Raw genomic sequence first — 24,348 nt, forward strand, 5'->3', positions numbered from 1 at the left:
CTACTCAGACATTTAAATTTCGTGCCCGTTCAATTGGTGCTAAATAACCCTTATGAGCACAATCACGATTCAATGCCGCCTAGTTGCAGAAGAAGCGACCCTGCGCTACTTTTGGGAACTTATGGCTGAGAAGAATACGCCACTCATTAATGAATTGTTGGAGCAGTTAGGACAACATCCAGATTTTGATACTTGGGTACAAGCAGGCAAGATGCCTGAAAAGACAGTTGAGAACTTGTGCAAGTCCCTAGAAGATCGAGAACCTTTTGCAAATCAGCCCGGTCGTTTTCGTACTTCGGCAGTTGCTCTGGTAAAGTACATTTACAAATCCTGGTTTGCGTTACAAAAACGACGGGCGGACAGACTAGAAGGTAAAGAGCGCTGGTTAAAGATGCTCAAAAGTGATGTGGAACTGGAACGAGAAAGCAATTGTAGTTTGGATATTATTCGAGCTAAAGCTGGGGAAATTCTTGCTAAAGTTACTGAGGGGTGCGCTCCGAGCAATCAAACATCCTCTAAGAGAAAAAAGAAGAAGACTAAAAAAAGCCAAGCGACAAAAGATCTCCCTACGCTTTTCGAGATTATATTAAAAGCTTACGAACAAGCTGAAGAAAGCCTGACACGAGCTGCCCTTGCTTATCTCCTTAAAAATGACTGTGAAGTCAGTGAAGTTGATGAAGATTCAGAGAAATTTAAAAAGCGACGGCGAAAAAAGGAAATAGAAATTGAACGTTTAAGAAATCAACTGAAAAGTCGGATACCTAAAGGTCGCGATTTAACCGGAGATAAGTGGTTGAAAACGCTAGAAGAAGCCACCCGAAATGTTCCTGAAAATGAGGATGAGGCAAAAGCTTGGCAAGCCCAACTCTTAAGAGAAGCTAGTTCTGTTCCTTTTCCTGTAGCTTATGAAACTAGTGAAGATATGACTTGGTTTACCAACGAGCAAGGTCGAATCTTTGTTTACTTTAATGGTTCAGCCAAACATAAATTTCAAGTTTATTGCGATCGCCGTCAACTTCATTGGTTTCAACGTTTTGTAGAAGACTTTCAAATCAAGAAAAATGGTGATAAAAAAGGTAGCGAAAAGGAGTACCCTGCTGGGTTATTGACGCTTTGTTCCACTCGTCTGAGATGGAAAGAAAGCGCGGAAAAAGGAGATCCTTGGAATGTTCATCGCCTAATTCTTTCTTGCACTATCGATACACGCTTATGGACACTTGAAGGAACGGAACAGGTGCGAGCTGAAAAGATCGCTCAGGTTGAAAAAACTATTAGCAAGCGGGAGCAAGAAGTTAATCTGAGTAAGACTCAACTTGAGCGTTTACAAGCCAAGCACAGTGAGAGGGAGAGATTGAACAATATTTTTCCCAACCGCCCTAGCAAGCCCAGTTACCGGGGTAAATCTCATATTGCGATCGGTGTAAGCTTCAGTTTGGAAAACCCAGCCACTGTTGCCGTCGTAGATGTTGCAACCAAGAAAGTCCTTACTTACCGCAGTTTCAAACAATTACTCGGAGATAACTACAACCTTGCAAACCGGCTGCGGCAACAAAAGCAACGTCTTTCTCACGAACGTCACAAAGCTCAGAAACAAGGCGCACCAAATTCATTTGGAGACTCAGAGTTAGGGCAGTATGTAGACAGATTGCTAGCAAAATCGATTGTCGCGATCGCAAAAACTTATCAAGCTAGTAGTATTGTCTTGCCTAAACTTCGCTATATGAGGGAAATCATACATAATGAAGTTCAAGCTAAAGCCGAAAAAAAGATTCCAGGATATAAAGAAGGTCAAAAACAATATGCCAAACAGTATCGGATAAGCGTTCATCAATGGAGTTATAATAGATTATCACAGATTCTTGAAAGCCAAGCTACAAAAGCTGGAATTTCAATTGAACGTGGATCGCAAGTAATCCAAGGTAGCTCCCAAGAACAAGCACGAGATTTAGCTTTATTTGCCTATAACGAACGCCAACTTAGTCTGGGTTAGTTATTAAAATACCGTACCTTGAAAATATCATAAGCTAATAAAGAATCAATACTTTACTACATTGTTTGACAGGCTCCCAAATCCCCAAATTCTTATAAGTTGTTGGGGATTTGGTCAACCTCACCTAATATGGTAGAGTACTAATAGCGCCGCAGTTCATGCTCTTTAAGAGTCTCTGTACTGTGGAAAATCTGGGTTAGTTTGACGGTTGGAAAACCGTTTTGCTTTCTGACCCTGGTAGCTGCCCGCTTCTCATGCTCTGACTTTTCACGTTATGTGGAAAAAGTAACGTAATTTCGTTAGTTAAGACTTACCGTAAAAAGTCAGTTCTGATGCTGCTGTCGCAAGACAGGATAGGTGCGCTCCCAGCAAAAGGAGTATGTCTTGAAAAAGACTAGCCGTTCTAGTAACGGTGCGGATTACCGCAGTGGTGGCTACTGAATCACCCCCTTCGTCGGGGGAACCCTCCCAAATATTTTTTTGGCAAAGCCAAGCGGGGGCAAAAACCCTGAGGTCCTGCCAAAACACGGAAGCCCTTGTTATATCTTGATTTCAAAATCTAGGTTGTTAATTAATTTAGTTTTTTGGTTTTAAGATAGAGCTACTTTTACGCAGCCTTGCCAAATATGCTTGTGTAACGCTCTAAATAATAAGGGTTTTAGACGGGTAGAGTTTCAACAACCATCCCGGCTAGGGGTGGGTTGAAAGTTGTTCCTATGGATCTAGAGTCAAACACGACTTACGCGTTTCAACAACCATCCCGGCTAGGGGTGGGTTGAAAGGTAAAAATTGAGTCTCTTGAAAGCCATCAAGCGCGTTTCAACAACCATCCCGGCTAGGGGTGGGTTGAAAGAGTGCGGGTGTAAAGATCGTGACGTGCAGAGGCGAGCGAGTTTCAACAACCATCCCGGCTAGGGGTGGGTTGAAAGTTCCACGGTGAAAATTTTTCGCTTACAACCCGCACCAGTTTCAACAACCATCCCGGCTAGGGGTGGGTTGAAAGCAAATGGCACCGAGTCAAGCGCATGGGGAGATTTGTGTTTCAACAACCATCCCGGCTAGGGGTGGGTTGAAAGGCTAATAACTGTGCTAGAGCAAAAAATAAGTAACATGTTTCAACAACCATCCCGGCTAGGGGTGGGTTGAAAGCGAAATGAGCTTGGTAGATTTTTTAGCAAAATGGGACGTTTCAACAACCATCCCGGCTAGGGGTGGGTTGAAAGAGGCAATTGCCCTCAGCTGCACAAATTGCCCAAGGGTTTCAACAACCATCCCGGCTAGGGGTGGGTTGAAAGATTCATTTGGATCGCAATCCCCTCAACTTCAAAAAGTTTCAACAACCATCCCGGCTAGGGGTGGGTTGAAAGAAGTCGGTTTCTTCCGCCGCCTTGCGTGGGAGTTTCAACAACCATCCCGGCTAGGGGTGGGTTGAAAGCGGAGGATGCGAGTTATCGCCTGATGCGATCGCACGTTTCAACAACTATCCCGGCTAGGGGTGGGTTGAAAGCCGATCCTTTGGAGTGGGCAGAAGATCTGAGAGTGCGAGTTTTAACAAGTATCCCGGCTAGAGGTGGGTTGAAAGAATTAACTCCTCCTAATGCGTATCTTCTGGCGTTTTTGGTTTCAACAACCATTCCGGCTAGGGGTAAGTTGAAAGGAGTGCCACTGTTGGTGGAATCCTGGTTGCGGCTGGAGTTTTAACAAGTATCCCGGCTAGAGGTGGGTTGAAAGATTGATGATGTACCGGGGTAGACCAATCCCTCCGGAATGTTTCAACAACCATCCGTACTAAAGATGGATTGAAAGATTTGGTGCAAAATAGGGTCAAGTTATTTTTCAAAAATTTCAACAATTATCTGGCTATAGAATCAGTTCAGTAGAAGATAGTAACAAAAAATTCACTTGTGTGAAGGCTAAAGAGAGGAGAACACGATATCAGGAGTGCGATTGAAATGCGTCCGTTAGTCACTGAATTCTCCTGCCGAACTATCAACTAAAGAGCAAAAAGTTGCATATAGCAATCCTACCTGATTTGTGAAAAAATCTCAGTACTGTAGGGTGGGCTATGCCGCACACATGATATTACTGGTGGACAATGCCCACTCTACCTGTATTTCAAAAATCAAATAGGAGTCCTATATACACTATATACACTTACGCAAAGCTAAACTATTCGTATTTTTGAAGCAGATACGTCAGGAATTATTTGACTGTGAATTTCAAACAGAACTAGCAACAGTTTTCAAGGATAGTAGCGTCAGGTTGTGTCCAATACCACTTTGGCTTAGGAAAGAGTAATCACACACAACTAAAATACAAAAGTAAGCCTAAAATAGAGGTAAGTCTGGGGTGTTGACTCTGTGCCTTTTTTGGAGTGTTGTTCATGCAAAATTTGAGAATCTTGACTAGAACTGAAACTCTTGCTAAGTAACGCTTTCAACGAAAATAAAGCCATATAGTACAAATTTACTAAAAATCAACAAAATCAACACCCTAGGGTAAGTCTGTCAATTAGTCCAGTAGCAAGACATTATGTTAGACGACATTAATTTGTTAACGTTAGTTGGAACTAATTCGACGACATTAATTCGTTAACAGCGACATTAATTTGTTAATCGACACTAAATGGAGAAACAGGACGACATTAATTTGCGAAAAGTTCCTATAATTGAATTGATGAGACAAACTATTCTAAACGACATTAATTTGCGAAAAACGACACAAATTTGCGAATTACGACATTTAATTTGCGAATGTACATTTGCGGTTCATTTAAGTAGGTAGTCTTTGGGCGGGAAAGGAGTAGAAAACACTATAAACTACTTAAAAGAACATAATTTAAACCGCAGCAACTGATATGCTAGGGAGATTATAGCGCTCGCTTTCCAACCCCACAAAACGAGGGATATTAGTTTTGCCAATTGTGATTTTTTCTGAGTTCTAATTTGAAAGGACAGGTTTTGCAATATTTTTAAAATCAGATTGTGGTTGCTAGCGATAAGCCGGGTACGGCTTGCGCTTCGCGAACGCACTGATTATACCTCACACAATTTTCAATCAGCCATCAGCATATGCTTTTTCCAACAAAGCTAAGGGGTCAGTCCAACGGCGAATTATCTGGGCTGGGGAGACAGTACGCCTCTGTTCGATGATTGCCAAGGTTTCTAACTGATTGAGACACTCCTGTAATGCTTCTGTTTCTATACCAAGAATAGGCGCTAATCCCATTTTCTGCTGTAGGAGATCGTCGGTTAAAACAGAGGTTGTATCGCCAAAATCCCGTTCCCACAATTTGGCTAGAAAGTATCCAATTAGATAAGGATTGGGTAAAGTAGCATTTCTAGTAGTATATGTATCTTCGTCTAATGTAAGAAATTGGCAATACTTTAGAGGAGATTCTTCCTTGGTATTTTTATTAGGTGACAACGCATATGCTTTCAAAACAATCGTAAAGTTTTCCATGAGTCTCTTTTCAGAGTCCTGCTCAAAAATAACAGCGCTACATTGTACTAACTCATTTAGTGTGAAAGTAGGGAGTTCGGGTAAAAAACTATAAACGAAGTAAGACCAACCACCCCAATCAGAAGGGTTGTCGGGTGGTTTTGCTAGTCCTTTGTCACCAAAGCTGAGGTAGAAGTGCATCAACCAGTCCGTGATGGTTGATTTTAGATAAGGGTCTTTTTCAAGAACAATCTTTCCTTCCGGGCTAAGGTAGTTGTCACGAACTAATCCTGCCCTCATCGCCCAACTTTTCATCGGAGCAACTTTCTTATTTCCTAAACTTGTTCTCTCCATTAAGTTTTCTATAGTATCTTTTAAACCTTGTTCCTCAGCAGCTGTGCAAAGGATTTTAAGCAGGTCTTCTTTCTTAAGAGCAAATGTAGTGTGAAAACTAAGTTGTAACCTAGGCATGAATGTTTTGTGGTAGAGAATAAAAATAGTATCTAGAGTTAATTAAGCCCTTACTTAGGATGCCCAAAAAATTCCAAAGTGATACATCAAGACAGATTAAGTTTTTGATGTTCAACTCCAACTCTCATGGCTCCCGTCTCGGCGGTTTGTAGTTGTAATCTTCGTAGTAGTCAATTGTCCCAAACAACTCCAACACCTTAGACTGTTTGCGACGTTGTACATATTTGCCCAAGGCAACTTTGACCACATCACGCTCCGTTTGTTGATTGCCAAGGGCTAGGGCGTCTTGGATGAATGCTTTTTCTATTTGAATATTGATTGCCATCCACTTACTTTTTGGGCAAACTACTATGTAATTAAGATTTTACATAAACCTTGCTTTAAAAACACATAGCTTGACGGATTAGATGAACGGCAGACGACAGAATTTCAGCCGCCTGTTCGATTTCTGCACTCGTTGTAAATTTGCCAATCCCAATCCTTAGCGCTCCTTCAATTAAGTTGGAGGGTAAGCCCAAGGCTTGCAGAACATGAGAAGGTGTTTCTACACCTGATGAGCAAGCAGCACCTGTAGAAATAGCTAGCTGATGCCGAACTCTGGCTATAACTGCACTATTGGGAACATCAGGTATGGAAATATGGAGATTTCCTGATAAACGAGAGGATAAATCGCCGTTGACCGCTAAATCGGGAATTTTCTTTAGCAGTAATTTTTGTAATCTATCTCTTTTGATAGCGATCGCTTGTTCATCTTCTGCCATTTCCAACTGACGCAGGCGACAAGCTTCTCCCAAGCCAACAATACCGGGAACATTGAGAGTTCCAGAACGCAAGCCCTTCTGATGACCACCACCGAATAATATTGGCTTTAAATGATACCCTTTACGGATAACTAAAGCACCAGACCCTTTGGGACCGTAGAGTTTGTGAGCGGAGATTGCTAGATAAGTAATTCCCCACTCTTCAAAATTGATAGGAATTTTGCCTACAGCCTGGGAAGCATCGCATAGAAAAGGGACACCATACTTTTGAGCAATTTGCCCAACAGCTTGAATGGGGTAAACGTTCCCAATTTCGTTATTAGCTGCCATAACGCAAAGTAAAGATAGCCCTGATGCACAAACTTGCTCAAGATATTCCAAGTCAAGCCTCCCTTCGGAATCAACTTTCAAGTAAACAATCTCAGCAAGTCCCCGTTTAGCTAAAGCGTGGCAAGTGTCTAAAACTGCTTTGTGTTCAACAGGTAGAACAGCAATTCGGTGCTTTTTGTTCGCTTGAGAAAGCAGACTGCCTTGAATAACTATATTTATGCTTTCAGTTGCACCAGAAGTAAAAATGACTTGCTTTGGCGATACGCTTACTAGTTTACCAACGTGAGAAGCTGATTTTGAAACGGCTTGTTCTGCCTCATTCCCATATTCATGATCTATGCTGCTTGCATTACCAAATGCTGTGGTCATGTAATGCAGTATCAATGGTGCGACTCTGAGGTCTACAGGAGTCGTCGCATGATAGTCTAAGTAGATGATGTTACCTTTTCTAGTCACTGGATATTAATATAAATTTCTCTACCGGATTTTTGGAATTCATCCATTTTTATCAGAAATTTTGACCTATATATCTATGTGCTTTCTGCTTGATTGCTTCAATAACTGCATAACGCCCTGCACTGCTATTGATGTCTTCTTTCTAAAAGAGCTTTTAAGAAAATTCCTCTTAATTTTGTTGACCGATACTGATTGGGAAATGATTGCTAGAGCAGCAAATTCAACATCTGATTAAGTGAGCCAATCATACATACGATCCCAAAGAATATCACATATACGCTCTGTTCTTTTTTCTACAAAAGCTTTATCCCATTTACCAGATGCTCCTAACTGCACAATAGGCACAATATGATGCTTGTGGGATGTCTTTTGCAGTAATTTGATTGTATCTTCGCATAGATTTACTCCATGCTTTTCCGCTTCTTTCTTTAATTTTTTTAAAATATCAGGATCTGTTTCTGCTAAATGTCGATAGTAAATCCATTTTTCAATCCAACCTTTATTACTAGCAGAACTGTTAATTTCTTTAGGAAGAAGAGTCAAATTTCCAATTTGTTCATAATCATCATTTTCATATAACGCTTTATCCCAAATACTATTTCTTGTTTGAGATTTAGGCGCTACGTGCTCTATATGCTTAAAATTTTCATCATCCCATTTACTTGGTTCTAAGTACGGGGAAGAGTGTAACATCCCATTTTTCATTAACCCTAAAGCACTTGGATCTGGAATAGTATCATGTGATGTCACAAAAAGTACAAATCGACAAACTTGTTTAGCATTATCATATCTCAAATATTGAACTGCTTTTTTCTTCCAGTCATCTTTATTTCCTATTCCTTTATCATCTAGCTTCTTCCTAAAATATTTCCGCAAATTTTCCACCGTTAACTCAGCATTACCTTTTTTCCATGACATTTTTTCGTGAAGCAAGTCTCGATATACATCATCAAGACCCGTATTTGGTAATGCTGACCTCCAAATAGTAAAAAAAGCTGCAACTGTTTTACAAGTGAAAACAAATTCTCGTTCTGAATTGGGTTCGTTGCGTAAAATAAGAGCATAGAAGCGACTCAGAATTGTATTTGCCATCTTATGTCCTGCATCCTGAAGGTAAAGTAGACAAAGAATAGCTTCCTTTCTCTCTGGTTCTGCTACATTCTGTATTTCAGTTAAAGCACTATAAAGGTTTTTCTTATTGGAGGAATAAATTAACTTACTACAGTAGTTAGCAGTATCACTCATCCGGCGGACAAATTCTTCTCTAAAGCTGATTTTGTCTTCTTTAATATATTCATCTATTAACCAATTTCTCTGGGCGCTAAACTGCTTTGATAACTTTTTTCCATCATATGCTAGTGCAAAAAGGTTGAGATATTCATTTGTTCGTTTGTTTTTACTAGAAGCACTTCGCAAGGTACTCATTAGTTTTTCTACTTGTGTGAAGTATTCTTCTGATTTTGAACCCTGAAATCCATTCCCCTTTGAGTCAACATAATTAACAACCAATGGTTTGAAGGTTTCTAGAGCTGTAAGGGGAGTCCCCGTTGCATTTAGGGACTGAAACATATCAAATGCCCGAACTTGGGACACTGGTTGGATTAAGGTGAGGCAGCATCGTTCAAGTAAGAAATAACAAAAGGCAAAAAGCTGTACAAGTGAGCAGACTTTTTCTTGTTCATCAGTCATTGGAGTGTTACGATGCTGAATTAAATTAACTAGATCTGGTCGCTGATAACTCCATAAGTCTACTTGATTTACCTTTTCCAGTATGTCCCAAGCTGGAGGAAAGTCTTCTGTACTTAATTTATGTGCGTTTTCAATTTTATCGAGCCAGAATTTCATGGCTTTCAAATTATCCGCAACGAGCGAGTTTTTTCTCGGATCCGGATATTGATTTGGATTAAGATAAATAGCACATATAAAGCTTGCTAGAAATGAAGAAACATCGGATTTATAGTGCTTATTATCATCTCCACTTAATGTCCATCCATCAATTGAACCTCTAATAAGAATTGGCTTACGATTAGGTTTACCACGCATAAGGTCAACAGAAAATACATCTAAGAGAGTATTTAAATAAGTATTACTTGCTTCCTGTAATTCTTCCATTTCATCTCTTTCTGGCAATTGTTTTGTAATTTCGCATATTCTTCTGTATAAACAGCAGGCAAGTAAAGTAATAGTTGATAGCCGTTGTTGTCCATCGATAACATTATCTATACGAGTAGGAAGAGCACGAGGATCTTGTGGCTTTACATTGTTTTCAACATCATTTTCGGTCACTAGAATGATAGTTCCCATAAAGTGAAGCGTATCCGCAGAGTCAAGTAGGTCTTTAACACCCGAACAGATATCATCCATCAATTGTTCAATGTTTTCTTCATCCCAGCTATATTCTCGTTGGTATAGAGGAATATAATATCCAATTCCTGGTCTTCTAAAAAAATATGATACTGATTCACTAACCGTGCTAAACGCTCTTGATATTTCCATTACACCCTCCTATTAAAGAAATGTCTAATTCATATTTAATGATGTCAATTTGTTAATTATTTATTAGATGAATAACAAGTTATTGAAAATAATAGGCTAAACAACACAAACTCAGATTTGAGTGAGTTATCAATTCAGTTAAAAATCGATTAGACATAAAATTATTTTCCTTGAGTTTTCTTAAATTCCCCATAATTAATTCATGTGTCAAATTTTAATTTCTAACTTTTCCTTTCTGTATTCATACGTTCTACTTGAAGTCATTTTTCTTATAATAAACCCTACGTTTCTTCAACCGTAATACTTAGCAAACGATTCACGATTTTCTCCGCTTTTGCGAATTCTCCTAAACTCGCATAAATATTTTGCTTGCTCTTTTCGCGTACCTCTGACTCTACAATATCTTGTCTTTGCTGAACAGTTTTCTCAATTTCATTTGCGTCTTTACCTTCACCAGTTAACCTAGCATACAGCATTTGAATTTCTTGTTTATATTCATTTGAGTTCAGAGTTTTTTTGACAGCGGCCTCTATATAATCTGCTCGCAATTTTAAAATGCTATCTATTATATTTGGTAAAGAATTTTTATAGGCTTCTGCTAGCGAAGGAGCGCTATCTGTGTTTAATTGATTTAATACTGTCTTATAAGCATATTTTGAGTGAATTATTTCTAAAATTGCATATCGGAAGAATATCCATTGTTCTTCATTAAGTTCTGATATGCTTTGTGAAAGAAGTCCTCGAAGACTCAAGTGATTAGGATCGAATATTCTAGTTCTATCTTCATTTACAAAACCTGTTAAAGTACGATGCTCAACATCGGAATTAGAAGAAAAATAGGTATTGAGTGCAGCAATATATAGATTAGTTATAAATTCAATAACTTGGAATCGTCTGTTGTAAGATATTCCCGGTTCTATTAACAATTCAACAATTGAATGAACAGCCATTAAAAATCCTAGCTGGAAAGCTTGGGTAGACACTGTATCAAAAATCCACTTAGCACGGATAAGCAACTCTTTTTGATCAGATTCGCTACCTTCTATCGAAAAAAACTTGTCATAATCAATACTAAAAAGCCTTGCTGCTCTTCGACGTTTTATCTCTTCTTGCCTCATAGTAAGAGCAGAAGCCGTTGAGAGAGCATCATCCAGTTGATTGGTGATGTAATCATTACCAGCGCTTTCCTCATTCTGTTGCCTTTCTCGTAGACGCTTGATATGCTCATCAAAAACGTTTCTTACATTACTGCCTTCAAACAATAAGCTGTAGCATTTGTGTTGAATAGGATTTCCTTTCAATGCTGGGTCTGATAAACGAGTGCGTAAAGCTCTCATTTCATAGTTATGTACAGCGAAGGGATGGAATTTGTCAAAAAGTGGAAGTATGACGGCATCTGTTACATCTGCCAAAAGCTTAACAGCTTCTTGAACTTCATCAGGAGAGTGATATTTACCAGAACGACGAGAAAGTGAAGACCATTTTTGAAGTGTTGTTCCTATTAGAATAGAGGCTGAACGTTCTGAGTTTTGTGTCTTTCTACCATCCGTAATATCTTGTGTCTGCTCTAAATTAAAAGCTGCAGGCATACCGAAAGATGCTGCTGCATGCATTTTATGTAGAGCCACAGCAGATGTGTATTCAAGCTGACCTACAACAACTTCGGTTTTCCTATGTTGTGCTTCTGAGACTGCATCACCAAATGCAAAAGAATAGATTCGGGCAATTGATGCTTCTGACTCGCCACGACCTTTAAGCTTTGACAATGTTTCTCGCATCATCCTTGCTGCCAAGTCTTCGTCATCTAATAAAAGTTCTCGTGATTTACTAACTGGCTTAGCATTTTTGTTAACAACTAAAAATATTTCTCGACATATTGTTTTTAAATCAATACCCTTATGTTTATATTTCTCGTTATTTTCATATAAATCGGGGAAGAAAACTATGCATATTGGTAGTTCTATATTTCTGATTTGAGCTTCTTTTAATGAAAGATGATTGTAAAAAGCAGCATAACTATTTCCTGCCCAGCTATCATTAATCTGACGGTGCAAGGCTAAAACTGCCATAGCCCGATGTTGTCCATCCACAATAATGAAAGCTGTTTGCTGTCTGTTATATCTAATTACACCAAGAGGACTAATTTGTTCTCCAATTTTTGCTATTTCAAAATCAAATAAATCACCAAAGCTAATTGAAACTTCACTTTGATTAGGTGGATTAGGATAATAAGATTTAATGCCAGTTTTATCGGTTCTTTTAGGAACTAAAACTGCTAGAATTGGTGGAAAAAATCTAGCAAATGCACCTGAAGCTCCTAGTAAGTAAGGTATGAGGTCGTGAGCAACACGAGAGTCATCAAGATCGCGTTGTAGAAGTTCATCAAAGGTTAATTCCTCAATATTGAACACTTCACGCCAAGGAACCATCTGAGAGGCTAAAGCATTCTCCCAGCTACCTTCAGAACCAGGTTTCATCTTTGTTAATAAAAATTGAGCACGTACCTTATTATCATCAGAGCCAATAGTAAATTCACCGTAAGTTCCGTAAATTGGATCTTTCTGGACTCCAAAACTGAATGACATAAATTAGCGCCTCCCGCATATTGGATCTGAGACAAGTTGTAAAAGCTTTTCTAAAGCACGTCTAGAAGTAGTATCAAATTCGGTATCATCATTATCTTCACCAATTTCAGCCGGAAGAGAATTAGTAGGAAATATATGTACCATTAAGTCTCTTGGAGCTATTCTTCTAACTCTTGCTTCAAGAGGAAATGAATGAGGTATATTTAGCTGCTTCATAGTGGATTTAACACTTGCATTAGGAAAGATATTCAGGTGTTTACTGATTGAGGAAGTATCATTCCACATCTCATCTAAAGATATATAGTGTTGTAAATAAGCTCTTCGATATAAATTCTTTGCTATACCTATATAAATGGGTCTAGTAAAAAAATACAAGGCATTAGATTTAAACAAGTCAATTAGAAAATTTTCAGCGCAAGCTACAACTTCATCAAGTACTTCTGACGCTATCTGTCTTTGAGATCCATACACAAATTTCAAGGTAGATTTTGATACTAAATGTACACCATAACGCATTTCGATCTCTGTCAGCATTTCACTTGGAGTTTCAAGAAAAGATGCAATAGTCTGACTGACAACAAGAGTATCTACCACAAGTGGTCTATAATACCAAGCGTATAAACCTGATACAGGAGGAATTCGTGCAATCTGCACTCCACCTTGGAACTGCCTTTGCTCTTTTTGCATCTATTCACCTAAATAATCTCGTAAAATGATTTGATTTTTTATATTTTGGTTCTTCAGTACTTGTTATGCTAAATTAACAGATACTGAAGAGCCTATATTTTTAGCGTTTAATTCATAAATGACAAGCAAAGCAAGGCTGTTCATCATCTTCCTCCTCTAGTATAGAATTTAGCGCTTCTGCTAACGATCTACCGGGAGCAAGTATTTTCTCCCTAGCCATTGCTTTCTCATGCTCAATAATAATTTCTTCTTTTCTTTCGAGAAGTTCTAATAACGTTTCTCCTTCAGTCCATGTGTAACTCCTACCGTCTTTATGTTCCTGTTCGTATTTTACAGCTTCAGCGAATAAGTCTGGATGCTCCTCTGCCAACTTTACCCATTCATACTTCCGTTGGAAAAAGCAGAAGAAACAACCAGATCGACTGCGCCAACGATAGTAATCTGGCATCCCAATTCCGCTTTCTTCAAGCAAACGAATAATATCTGCCTTTACGAGTCCTCGTTCTTTAAAGGGAAAGATAGGTTTGATATTAGGTTTGGTGGAGATATAACCCTCTCGATTTTCGTCAGCCCGAATGCCAATGTAACTTTTAGCCTCATCATCACCTACAAACTTTTCTAGCGGCTCTATTTTCATTTTTTTGGTACACCATCGCATTTTAGGAGAGGGCAAAAATCCACCATAAATGTCAAGCCAGTGGTCAAATCCACGCTCAGCGCTGAGGTATTCAATTTTTATTCCCAGCCTAGCTTTGATACGGTCTAGATACTCGTAGGTTTCCTCTAGTTCCTTGTGCGTGTCGCAGAAGAAATATTCCATGTCCGGAATTTCCTTGTGTAGCAAAACAGCCAAGGCCGTGCTATCTTTGCCTCCGGATAAACCTAAAATATGTCTTTCTTTCTTACCCATACTCTTCTTGCTTTTGCCCTGGTCAATGATCGCTGTTTACTTTTAATTGGTCACTATTAAGTTTATCTCTCCTTGGAGAAAGGTTATCGATTCTTGTTGAGCCTAACACACGTTCAGTCAATTTGGCTACAACAGCTTGGTGAAATTGCGGGTTGTCAAATTTATTGATAATATCCCACAATTTATCTACCACATCATCAATTTGCGCTTGGTTTTCGTGGTCAAACCAAACCAAAGAGTGAGTTTCTTGCCCGTCTGGGCGAGTTACTGTAATTTTACGTGCTTCAAATCCCTCATTGCTACGAGTTTGAGCATCTTTCTGTAATGCCTCAAGGTTTTTGAACCGTCTTGCAATGTCTGACAGCTTAATTTCAAAATTTGTTACATCTTCATCTGTCCAAGAAGTAGCGGGTTTATCAGCAATAATCATCACTATTGACTCTAGCCATTCGGAGTCCGTTGCTGTTTCATCAGCAGCCGCCGCAGCGAAACTCTTTAATCGGCGTTCTATCACGTGACCTGTTAAGTAACTTGCTCTTACCCGCAAATCTTCCCTCAGTTTCTCCTCATTGCTCCGCACGGAAAAAGCGCTGTAAAGAAGGGCATGACAATCACTGAGTAAGCAATCGTATGTAGTTTGAATTTCATGCAGTGCTGAAACAAGTTTTTTTCGCAATGTTTTTGCTACTGTGCCATCATCTTCTTGACTCGCAACAATGGGACGTAAGCCACAAGCTTGTGGTAAAGCAGTGAATAGCAGTACATCAGGTTCCTGTGCCTGCTGTAACGTTTGCAACACAGCTAGTCCTTCTTTACTTAAACGCTTGGTTTTGAGGGTGTAGACTGGTAATTTCTTAACAAATTGAAATAAAGGCTTCACCACCATTAATAAGGTAGTGTTTCTTATTTTGGGGGAAACTGCTGCATCTTTTTTACGTAAAATCGCCTCGAGTTCTTTGAAGACTTGCGATCGCAATCCCACCACTTCAAAGTACTTCACAGAGAACCGAGAAGGATCTTTCACAAGTAACTCAAAATGCTCTCCTCCCAAAACAGGAATAAATGTACCATCTTTATAAACACCGACATCATCTACGTGGTACAACAAAACTGCTGCAAGTAATACCGGAATAACACCACCTTTAACACCATAAGGAGGTGCTTCAAAGAGTTTATAGAGATTATCCAACGTCTCTGATTTATCCGTAGCTTGCAAACAAAAATCATCTATTGCCTCCCAAACTGTCCAAACACCTGACTGTTTGTTTGGTGGGTTGAATCCCCATTCACCGTTTTCCTGACGATGGATTTCTGTTTCAGCAAGTACAGAATAATACATACTGACTTCTGGTCCATACCCTTGCAACCCTAGCCTTTCCTGTTCCGAACGTTCAAGCATCGCCTCAATTAATTCCCGCCTTGCCTTTGCGCCTTGGGAAGTGACTTCACGGCGATTAATCAGTTCGTTCCAAAGAATAAGACCCCGATCGTATACTTTATCGCAGACATCCGAAAGTTTAGCATTGAAATCTGTAATGTGACCGATCGCTTCTTGTTTGCCCTGAATCCAACACAGGTTGTGATTTTCCCTAATATCAAATGCTTGGGAAAGGGTTTCATCCAACAATTGTTCAGCTTGTACCAAACGATAGCGAACTTCTAATCTCGCTACGCCATCAGTTTGCAACTCAGGAGCATTTGTTTGAATCTTCTTCAATGCAGCAAATTCTCTCGCTCGAATTCGCAATATATCTAACTTAGCTGCACACAGTATAATTAGAGGCTTACCATCAGCTGTCGTCACAGGTACATGAGTTGGTTCAGAGTCATCCATCCAGTAACCAACCAAACCATCACAATTATTGCTTGAACATTCCAATTCCTTGAAATCCTCTAAACTATCTATGTAGCGACGTTCAAAGTACCGGATTGTACCTGTTTTATAGCTATGACGCTGAGCAACTACTGGTGAAAGGGGACGGATGTTAGAAAGAAGATCAACTAAAGACGAGCGATCGCTATTTATAGTAGTGGTGAGTTCCGTATCAACATTAAAGTCAGACCCCTGCCAAATTCTCAGTTCATCTATTTGCCGACGATAAGTAATAATACCTCTTTGCTGAAGATTCTCAATCACTTTTTCCCAATAGTTTTTGGCACTATCAGAAGGAGCGTCACACATTGCTAATGTAACTAGACTACGAGTTGCCCTCATAGGACTTGTAGTCGTCACGAGATTCAGAATGCCAATCGTCTTCAAAACCCGTAAACTATCATCAGAATCGGAACGTTTACTAACATCAGCAATCAAATTCTGAATTTCCACCCAACGCTGAAGATTTGGTCGAGAAGCAAAACCCGTACCAACTGCTTCCATAAAATAATCGTAGAGTTGATCCAGCTTTAGTGTTGGTAAAACATGACCCTCAACTTTTGTTTCCTTAAGAAAATTTTTAAAAGAATATGGTTCAGCACTCGTGAGAAATGTAAATAATGAGCGATCGTGTTGAGCATATCGAGTGCATAACGTAGGTAACACTACTGCTGTGATGGGATGCAAAGGATAAGTATCAAATAGCAATGCTGGTGTGTAGTCAGCTTTTATATCGCTAGGCAAACTATCAAACCATTCAACTGCTCGATTTTGAACTGCACGCCGCAGCCCTTCTGCACCCGAACGGTCAATTGCTTGACAAATTAACCGCATCATTTGTGCTGGCGAATCTTGAAAAGGAATGTCTTCAAATCTGCCCTGAATCTTCGCCCATTCATTACGCTGTACAGTCGCTAACCTTTCGCTATAATCTGCAAAGGCTTGGTGCAGCACACCTACTACATATACTTTCTTATCATTTGAAAGTTCAGCTAGTTGCTGTAGCAGATATAAATCTTCAGCACCTTGGTTTTGGACAGCAAATTCTAAATTTTTACCTAATTCATCAATTACCAGCAAAATATCTGTTTCAGCAGCCAAAGCTACTTCCTTTACCAGAATCGGAATTTCCCGACTGTCTATCTTTTCTCCCTCTATAACTTGTGTGCTCAGGTCTACCAGTTTTCGAGCTACGCTAAGTTTACCCCGTTTTTGAGGTGACCAAAAAGCTTCGGCTCCTCGTTCTAATGCACGAACAATTGTATTGCTTATTGGTTCTCTTTGTGCTGTAGCCACAGCCCGGAACAAACCCTGTTTGGGTATACTTTCTGTAAGAACTTCGTATTCAGAACTACGAGAACCGAATGTTAAGGATGCCAGTTCTAAAGCCGCACCACGTACTTCATTTGTTTCTGGAGCGCATAGAGATGCGAAAAAATGAGCAAAGGCAGATTTACCTGTACCATATACGCTCGTCAGCGTCCAAGCACGATGGTTAGAGGTTCCAGTCAATCCCGCTAATATACGTCTTGTTGCATCAACCGTTCTTTCAGTAGGTATATAGCCCACCAAAGTATCAAGGTTATCAAAATCCCGCTCAATGTTGATGGAACGAGAATAACGCCGCCGAAGGTCGAAATATTCAGATAAGAATTTGTTCATTTTTTGTCTCACCAACCTAACCTCTGTAGTATTCGTCTAAAATCTTTTCTGCAAGCACATCTGGCTTTTCTTTGTATGAAAATTGAATTAAGCCCGCAGATTCAGAAAGTGCAATTGAGTTGAAATTTCTTGCTACCTCTTCGATAGCATCACATACTGCACTTTCCGAAAGCTTAAACGCCATTCCAGGGCTACCAATTTCGTACATTAGACGGGATATAGAGATAGTTCTTTGTTCTCGTCCCACCCAACTCGCGTATTCCAAACAAGCGGAAACGATTATTTCAGCAGGTAAATTCCCTTTTCCACCTATTCGGAAAGTATAGTGTCTGGAATCTCCTGCTGTATGAACAATTCCCAGTTCCGTGAAGGGACAATCCAAGCTATCTTCACTAACACCAGTTTTAGAGGTTCCTTGTTCTACATACATTCTTAAAATACAGCTAACATCCTTTTTTAATGAAGATTCAACAATGCGAGATGCAACATTATCTCTGTAGCTACACAATCCATTCAGTAATTCGTCTTGTGAAAATTCTGTGCTTCGGAAAAGGTTAAACGCAAAATACCATGCAGCTGCATTACATGGTGGCTTGAGTAAATTCCAATGCAAAAGCCATAACGATGCTGGATCTTCAAGGAACGGGTCCCAACCATCATCGCTGAGAAGGCGATCGCCAAAATTAGATGGGCGATCTTCTTCCAGCACTTTAAACCCATTACACCAGTAACGAATAGAACTCACCATGTTTTTTCCTACGCCCAGCCGCACGGGAGCATCTTCCCGCAAAAAGATACTTGAATCCTTTACAGCAGCATCAAAACCCTTTTTTATCCAACCAAACCGAGGGTGAAAGGTTTCATGGCGAGCAAAAACGGGATTAACGTCAACAACTGGTTGAATATCAACATCTAAGTCAAGGTTAATTTGTGTTCCCATGAGTTCATATAAATTAACAAATTATAGGGCAAAATTATGAAAATCCTAATTTTGGCGCACTGTTCGGGTTACAGTCAGGCGTTAAGCAATTTGGCTGACAGCAGTTCTCAATCAACCAGCAATTTTAGCTTTTGACGACAACAGCGTAAACCAACTTAAAGCAACCCAGCTTAAATAATAAGTCTAAGCTCCTTAGTATAACTGAACTAATGACGATTGAAGCACCCAACTTAACTGAACGCGATCATTTGGAAAACAGTGTCGTTAGTCGCGATAAGCCAGGTACGGCTTGCGCCAAGGGCGATCGCATTCAACCTTTAATCATGTAGAGTCGTTGGCAAGCTTCTATCACAAGTTCTTGACTTTCTCGTTTTGGCACTACATACCATTAACCTTTACTTTCAGTAACAGGAAAACTGTAGCAGAGAAACCATGTTTCGGGTAAAGGGATGCTTAGGTTGTAAGTTAAAAGCTCGACTATTTCTGATAAATGACTGCACTCAGCATAGCACTACAATTGTTTCTTTTGCAACATAAATCTAACTGGTGAATTTACGTAAAACAGGGATCGGTCGTGATTTGCCTTCCTTATCTCGAAGTTAGAATTTGTTCAGCCGTCACCACCAATTCAGGAAAGATCTGAGAGACAATCTGCTGTGTTCCGATAAAAACGGTTGACTCATAACCACCATTGATTAAGAGACATACCGTCACTTGGTTTTTCATGGGGTCAACAATCCAGTACTCAGGGATACCCTTGTTAGCGTATTCGGGGGGTTTTTCCTCGTAATCCCGTTTTATAGAACTAGGACTAACTATCTCAACAGCTAGTCGTGCGGGAACGCGAAAAACAGCAGTTCGATCCATTAGCTCTGATACTTGCTCTTCTGTTACCACACAAACATCGGGTAATCTGGAGCTATCAACCTCAGTTTGTACCCCCGCTTCTCTTAAAGCGACCAATGCTAATTTCAATCGATTGATTTCAGCATCTAAAATCCGTTCAATAAACTTGGCAATTAACAGGTGTCTAACAGTAGGAGGCGTCATTAAAAGCAGTCTCCCACGAACCAACTCATAGCGGTCATTAGTTCCGTCATCGTAAGCTAAGTACTCCTCAAATTTCAAAAGACGTTCTACGGGTGATGCAATAGTCATATTACTCCTTTGTTTGATTGTGGTGAAAAACTTGGAAAAAGTGATTCAAATACGATTGATTGTGCGAAGATTAACATTACAGTCAGGCATTCAGCGATTTTGCTAGTAGCAGTTCTCCACAAGTAAGCCCAATGGCTCTAGATAATGATAGCTTGAACAAATTTGAGGCAACTAGCTTAACTGAGAAATCTCAGGTTAGAGCGGAACTGGGTGTGGAGTCATTACGGGCGATCGCATCCTGCTGTCAGCGAAGTCAAGTTGGTAAGCTATTGCCAGAAGCTCTTTACGTCCACACAACAGCACTATCCGCCCTTGACCCCTTACTCCAGCAATATGAAAGCCGTACCAGAAGTGTAGTTCCCCAAGCCCAGGAAGCAACGCTTGTAAAATTTAGCACCCGCAAGCCAAAAATTTCCTACCTATTCTATCCAGATTTTGATACAGACCCCCATCCAGCCCTAAAAGCAAGTATCCAGGTTGATACCGAAACTCTAGAAACAATTTACCGGGACTACAGTACCTCAGAAAATCCTCCCATTCTCCATCGCAAAGAAACCTTTGTCACACCAGACTATCCCCTATACCAACAGTTTGCTGAACTGACGATCGCTCAAGAAACATTAGGTTTACTGAACGATTCTAGAAACATTGGTACGCGAGAAGGATGGCAAAGGCGCTTGCAAGCCTTTGGGGTAGAAATTCAGGGACATCATCTCATACAACATCAAACTCCCAGTACATCACAGCAACAAGCAAAACCTGCTAGTGAATCATCTGTACCTCGGATAGATCGTCATAAAGCGGCAATTTACCGCAACGATTTGTCCCGTCCCGTGCGCCTAGCAATGGATGCCAACTTATTTACTTCAGAAACCACCTTTTTTGACTATGGTTGCGGACATGGCGGCGATCTTCGTCGAATTGCCCAAAAAGGTTATAACAGTATGGGCTGGGACCCTTACTACTCACCAGAGACGCCCCAAACTTCTGCCGATATCGTCAATCTTGGGTACGTCATAAACGTTATAGAAACTCCAAGCGAACGGCGAGAGGCGCTGCTTCTAGCTTGGGAACTCACCCGTAAAGTTCTGCTTGTCTCAGCCCAAGTTTTGATAGCTGACTCCACCAGGGGTGTTGTTGCTTATGAAGATGGAGTCATCACAACCCGCAATACTTTTCAGAAGTACTACGAGCAAGAAGAACTCAAACGTTACATTGACCAAGTTCTTGGTGTTGATGCCATTCCCGTTGCTTTAGGCGTTTATTTTGTTTTCCGCGATGAAGCTCAAGCACAGTTGTTTCGAGCTTCTCGCTACCGTTCTCGCGCCACAACCCCCAGAGTTCGTTCTCGCATTAAACGATTTGAAGATTATCAAGAACTGCTTGCACCCCTGATGGCTTTTTTTACAGAACGGGGTCGCTTTCCTAGTAAAGGTGAACTGCCACAAGAAGATAATATCAATTCAGAATTTGGTACCCTGCGACGTGCTTTTCAAGTCATTTTGCAAGCAACCAACCTGGAAGAATGGGAGGAAATTTCTGAAAAACGCCGTCAAGACTTGATGGTTTATTTCGCTTTGAGCCAGTTCAGCCATCGCCCAAAACTGAGAGATTTAGCCCCCGAAGTTCAGGAAGACATTAAAGGCTTATTTGGCACTTACAAGCAAGCCTGTGTCAATGCTGATATAATGCTGCTCAGTGTAGGAAATCTAGAAATTATTCAGGAATGTTGTCAGAACAGCCCTGTGGGGAAAAAACTGCCAAATTCTCTATGGGTTCATATCTCAGCCCTACAATCGCTCGATTCCCTATTGCGCCTTTATGAAGGTTGTGCAAGTCGTACTATTGGTCGTTTGGAAGAAGCAAATGTTATTAAATTTCACACCAAAAGTGCCAAAATTTCTTATCTCTACTACCCCAACTTTGATACAGACCCCCATCCGACACTCAAGACTTGTATGATTATTAACTTACAAGACTTGCACGTCAGCTATCGAGATTATGATACAGATGATAATCCGCCCGTGCTTCATTATAAAGAGGCTTTAGTAACACCGGATTATCCACTTTACGAGAAATTTGCCAAACTAACCCGCCAAGAAGAAGACTGGGGACTATTGGATGATTGGCGCAGTATCAGTCATCGTTCCGGTTGGCTTAAATGTTTGGCAGAGCACTGTGCTACTCTCAACGGATATCAATTGCTCTGGCGCAAAGATGCTGACCCTTATAAACTCAAGGTACTGCGTTCTGCAGTTCGCAACCGTCAGGAGAAAAGGCGGAATCAGGGAACAGTGACCAGTGACCAGTGACCGGAGTGCAATTTCGCTCGGTTAAGCGTAAAAATACGAAAATACGTAGGTTGGGTTGAGGAACGAAACCCAACATTTACAGGCATTTGTTGAGTTTCTCAACACCATACTCGTGTTGAGAAATGATAAAGTTGAATATATGTGGAGGTAGTCACTGATGACCAAAGCCCAAGCACAAACCGAAGCAAAATTATATACTTTTGATGAATTTATCGAATGGTATCCAGAAAACTCAGAAGTCCGGTACGAATTGCATGATGGAGTCATTATAGAGATGCCTAAGCCTAGAGGGAAGCATTCAAATTTAACAGGCTCTCTCGCTGGAAGGTTGATAACAACAATTGATAATATGGGTAAAATCGACATTTGGACAATCCCCAGAGAATCGATTGTCAAACCGTACCGTGATAAATCCGGCTACGAACCGGACATCATTGTTTTGAATCAAGAAACTATCGGTACTGAGACTCGATGGGAAAGTGAATCAATTATTCAAAATGCTACTTCCGTTAAACTGATAGTAGAAGTTGTCAGTACCAACTGGCAGGACGATTACTACGATAAACGTCGCGATTATGAAGCTATGGGCATTCCCGAATACTGGATTGTAGATTATGCTGCCTTGGGAGGACGTGAATTTATCGGCTATCCCAAGCAACCCACTATCTTTGTCTACGAGCTAATTGACGGGGAATATGTAAAAACTACCTTTAGAGGCAGTGATACGATCGCTTCTCCTACTTTCCCACAATTTAACCTCACCGCACAACAAATTTTTAATTTGGCTTTGTAAATGAGGAAAATCTGATGCAAGCCCACAAACTTAAGGAGGAAATAGACAACACAGGTAACAACCGCGATTACTGAAACGGTGACTCAAGGTATTGATTCTAAGGTAAGCGAAAATAATGACACGATAGATTGGCTAACAGGCAAACGTATTGGATTAGAATGACAAAGTTAAATGAATCCTTCCCAACAAGAACCATATCCTATTTCTGAACCTAGCCCTGAAGGTATCACTTAGTTAGGCTGGAGACAAGGTTGTACACTACCAGCGAACATGGTTGGGAGTTTACAAGAGCGTAGCGAGCAAAAAATTTTTAAAAAAAAGCCCAAAATTCCATACGCGATAAGCTCAAAAAGAAGAGTCAAGATATCACAGCTATATATATTGCTGTTTCTGATGAAGAGCTTCCATCTAAGAGGATGTTTGAAAAGTCTCAATTCCTACTTGCTTTTCATGCACGCTACGCGAACGTGGGTTTCAAAACCTTGATTTTTCATGAGTCCGCGTAGGCGGACTTCGTTTGTATAGTAGCGAATTCTATTCGCCCAAGACTTTTAAAACTGCTAATAAGTTTAATAAAGATATGCAACAAGTTTTTGGTGTAGTTACTACAGCAACACAGTGGACTTTTTTGAGTCTAAGAAATAATGCAGTAACCATTGACCCTACCATATATTTGTTTCCACCTGTAGATAAAATTTTAGGGATCTTGGTGGCAATGGTAACTAGTACAAATGATGAAGCTTATAAAAACGATTTACCCTTATGTACATTGTCAAAACTATAGCTCATCTTAATTCCATTTACAGAATACCACGCAAATCTAAAACAAAACCAGGCAACACATCTTCACCAGATAAAGTTGTAGGAGATTTTATAACTTCCACCTCTCGTCCTTGGCGATAAATTTCCACCTGCTTGTTCTGTGGATCGATCAGCCAACCCAAACGAACTCCATTGTCCATGTACTCTTGCATCTTAGCCTGCAAAGTCTTCAAATCATCAGTTGCAGAACGCAACTCAACCACAAAATCTGGAGCAATTGGTGGAAATTTTTGTCGTTGCTCGAAACTTAGAGATTCCCACCTTTCTAACTTAATCCAAGTGATATCTGGAGAGCGATTTGCTCCATTGGGGAGTTTGAAACACGTTGATGAATCAAACGCTTTCCCTAAATTTTGCTGACGGTTCCAAATCCCTAATTCAAGATAAAGCTCAAAATTTTGATTTCCTGTTTCCCCACCTGTTGGCGACACGATGACTAGTTCTCCAGATGCTGTACATTCAAACTTCATTTCTGGATTCGCTTTCACCAATTCGTAGAAAGCATCCTCCGTTAAGTCCCCAACAGGAGATAAATCTAGTGTCAAGATACTCACGCCGAAGCTCCATAAACGCGATCGCTCTAGTTATATCCCATTCTACATAAAAACTTTCTTCGTGCTATTCCATCGATCGCTCATATGAGGCAGAAGATCGAGAAACG

General features: G+C 40.2%; 15 protein-coding genes and 1 CRISPR repeat array. Of the genes, 4 read left to right on the forward strand and 11 right to left on the reverse strand.

Annotation, left to right across the window (positions count from 1 at the left end):
• Positions 1 to 52 precede the first annotated feature (52 nt).
• Positions 53 to 1,990 (forward strand): type V CRISPR-associated protein Cas12k, encoded by a 1,938-nt coding sequence (gene cas12k / locus WA1_RS24095; RefSeq protein WP_017739979.1) that lies wholly within the window; start codon positions 53 to 55, stop codon positions 1,988 to 1,990.
• 671 nt (positions 1,991 to 2,661) lie between these two features.
• Positions 2,662 to 3,796: a CRISPR direct-repeat array (repeat unit 37 nt; unit sequence GTTTCAACAACCATCCCGGCTAGGGGTGGGTTGAAAG).
• A gap of 1,251 nt (positions 3,797 to 5,047) precedes the next feature.
• On the opposite strand, the gene WA1_RS24105 is transcribed toward cas12k, so the two are convergent.
• The 10 genes from WA1_RS24105 to WA1_RS24150 form a co-directional block, all read right to left on the reverse strand.
• On the reverse strand, positions 5,048 to 5,902 hold the full coding sequence (locus tag WA1_RS24105; protein WP_017739977.1) for a DUF4007 family protein: 855 nt from the start codon (positions 5,900 to 5,902) through the stop codon (positions 5,048 to 5,050).
• Positions 5,903 to 6,026: 124 nt separating this feature from the next.
• Positions 6,027 to 6,227, reverse strand: coding sequence for a type II toxin-antitoxin system VapB family antitoxin (locus WA1_RS24110; protein WP_017739976.1), 201 nt, complete (start codon positions 6,225 to 6,227; stop codon positions 6,027 to 6,029).
• 55 nt (positions 6,228 to 6,282) lie between these two features.
• Complete coding sequence (locus tag WA1_RS24115) at positions 6,283 to 7,449, reverse strand: cysteine desulfurase family protein (RefSeq protein ID WP_201789117.1); 1,167 nt, start codon at positions 7,447 to 7,449, stop codon at positions 6,283 to 6,285.
• A 231-nt stretch (positions 7,450 to 7,680) separates the two neighbouring features.
• Entirely contained in the window at positions 7,681 to 9,945 is a 2,265-nt protein-coding gene (locus WA1_RS24120; protein ID WP_017739974.1) for a DUF262 domain-containing protein, read from the reverse strand.
• A gap of 281 nt (positions 9,946 to 10,226) precedes the next feature.
• The gene (locus tag WA1_RS24125) at positions 10,227 to 12,530 is read right to left on the reverse strand and encodes a ParB N-terminal domain-containing protein (RefSeq protein ID WP_017739973.1); all 2,304 of its coding nucleotides are present in this window, start codon (positions 12,528 to 12,530) and stop codon (positions 10,227 to 10,229) included.
• Positions 12,531 to 12,533: 3 nt separating this feature from the next.
• Positions 12,534 to 13,217: a hypothetical protein gene (locus tag WA1_RS24130; RefSeq protein ID WP_017739972.1), complete on the reverse strand. Its 684-nt coding sequence runs from the start codon at positions 13,215 to 13,217 to the stop codon at positions 12,534 to 12,536.
• 112 nt (positions 13,218 to 13,329) lie between these two features.
• Positions 13,330 to 14,127: a phosphoadenosine phosphosulfate reductase family protein gene (locus tag WA1_RS24135; RefSeq protein WP_017739971.1), complete on the reverse strand. Its 798-nt coding sequence runs from the start codon at positions 14,125 to 14,127 to the stop codon at positions 13,330 to 13,332.
• A 22-nt stretch (positions 14,128 to 14,149) separates the two neighbouring features.
• Positions 14,150 to 17,662 carry a hypothetical protein gene (locus WA1_RS24140; protein WP_017739970.1) on the reverse strand — a complete coding sequence of 1,171 codons (3,513 nt, stop codon included), beginning with the start codon at positions 17,660 to 17,662 and terminating at the stop codon, positions 14,150 to 14,152.
• Between the two features lie 16 nt (positions 17,663 to 17,678).
• Positions 17,679 to 18,602, reverse strand: coding sequence for a DUF4007 family protein (locus tag WA1_RS24145; protein WP_017739969.1), 924 nt, complete (start codon positions 18,600 to 18,602; stop codon positions 17,679 to 17,681).
• A gap of 588 nt (positions 18,603 to 19,190) precedes the next feature.
• Positions 19,191 to 19,760, reverse strand: coding sequence for a Uma2 family endonuclease (locus WA1_RS24150; protein ID WP_017739967.1), 570 nt, complete (start codon positions 19,758 to 19,760; stop codon positions 19,191 to 19,193).
• Positions 19,761 to 19,891: 131 nt separating this feature from the next.
• Between WA1_RS24150 and WA1_RS24155 the strand changes: the two genes are divergently transcribed.
• The 3 genes from WA1_RS24155 (at position 19,892) to WA1_RS24165 (ending at position 23,649) form a co-directional block, all read left to right on the forward strand.
• The gene (locus WA1_RS24155) at positions 19,892 to 22,072 is read left to right on the forward strand and encodes a DNA phosphorothioation-associated putative methyltransferase (protein ID WP_017739966.1); all 2,181 of its coding nucleotides are present in this window, start codon (positions 19,892 to 19,894) and stop codon (positions 22,070 to 22,072) included.
• Positions 22,073 to 22,229: 157 nt separating this feature from the next.
• Positions 22,230 to 22,865 (forward strand): Uma2 family endonuclease, encoded by a 636-nt coding sequence (locus WA1_RS24160; protein ID WP_017739965.1) that lies wholly within the window; start codon positions 22,230 to 22,232, stop codon positions 22,863 to 22,865.
• Between the two features lie 580 nt (positions 22,866 to 23,445).
• Positions 23,446 to 23,649 carry a hypothetical protein gene (locus tag WA1_RS24165; protein ID WP_017739964.1) on the forward strand — a complete coding sequence of 68 codons (204 nt, stop codon included), beginning with the start codon at positions 23,446 to 23,448 and terminating at the stop codon, positions 23,647 to 23,649.
• 16 nt (positions 23,650 to 23,665) lie between these two features.
• On the opposite strand, the gene WA1_RS24170 is transcribed toward WA1_RS24165, so the two are convergent.
• Positions 23,666 to 24,241: a Uma2 family endonuclease gene (locus WA1_RS24170; RefSeq protein WP_017739963.1), complete on the reverse strand. Its 576-nt coding sequence runs from the start codon at positions 24,239 to 24,241 to the stop codon at positions 23,666 to 23,668.
• Positions 24,242 to 24,348: the final 107 nt, after the last annotated feature.

The organism is Scytonema hofmannii PCC 7110 (genome assembly GCF_000346485.2).
Lineage (GTDB): Bacteria > Cyanobacteriota > Cyanobacteriia > Cyanobacteriales > Nostocaceae > Scytonema > Scytonema hofmannii.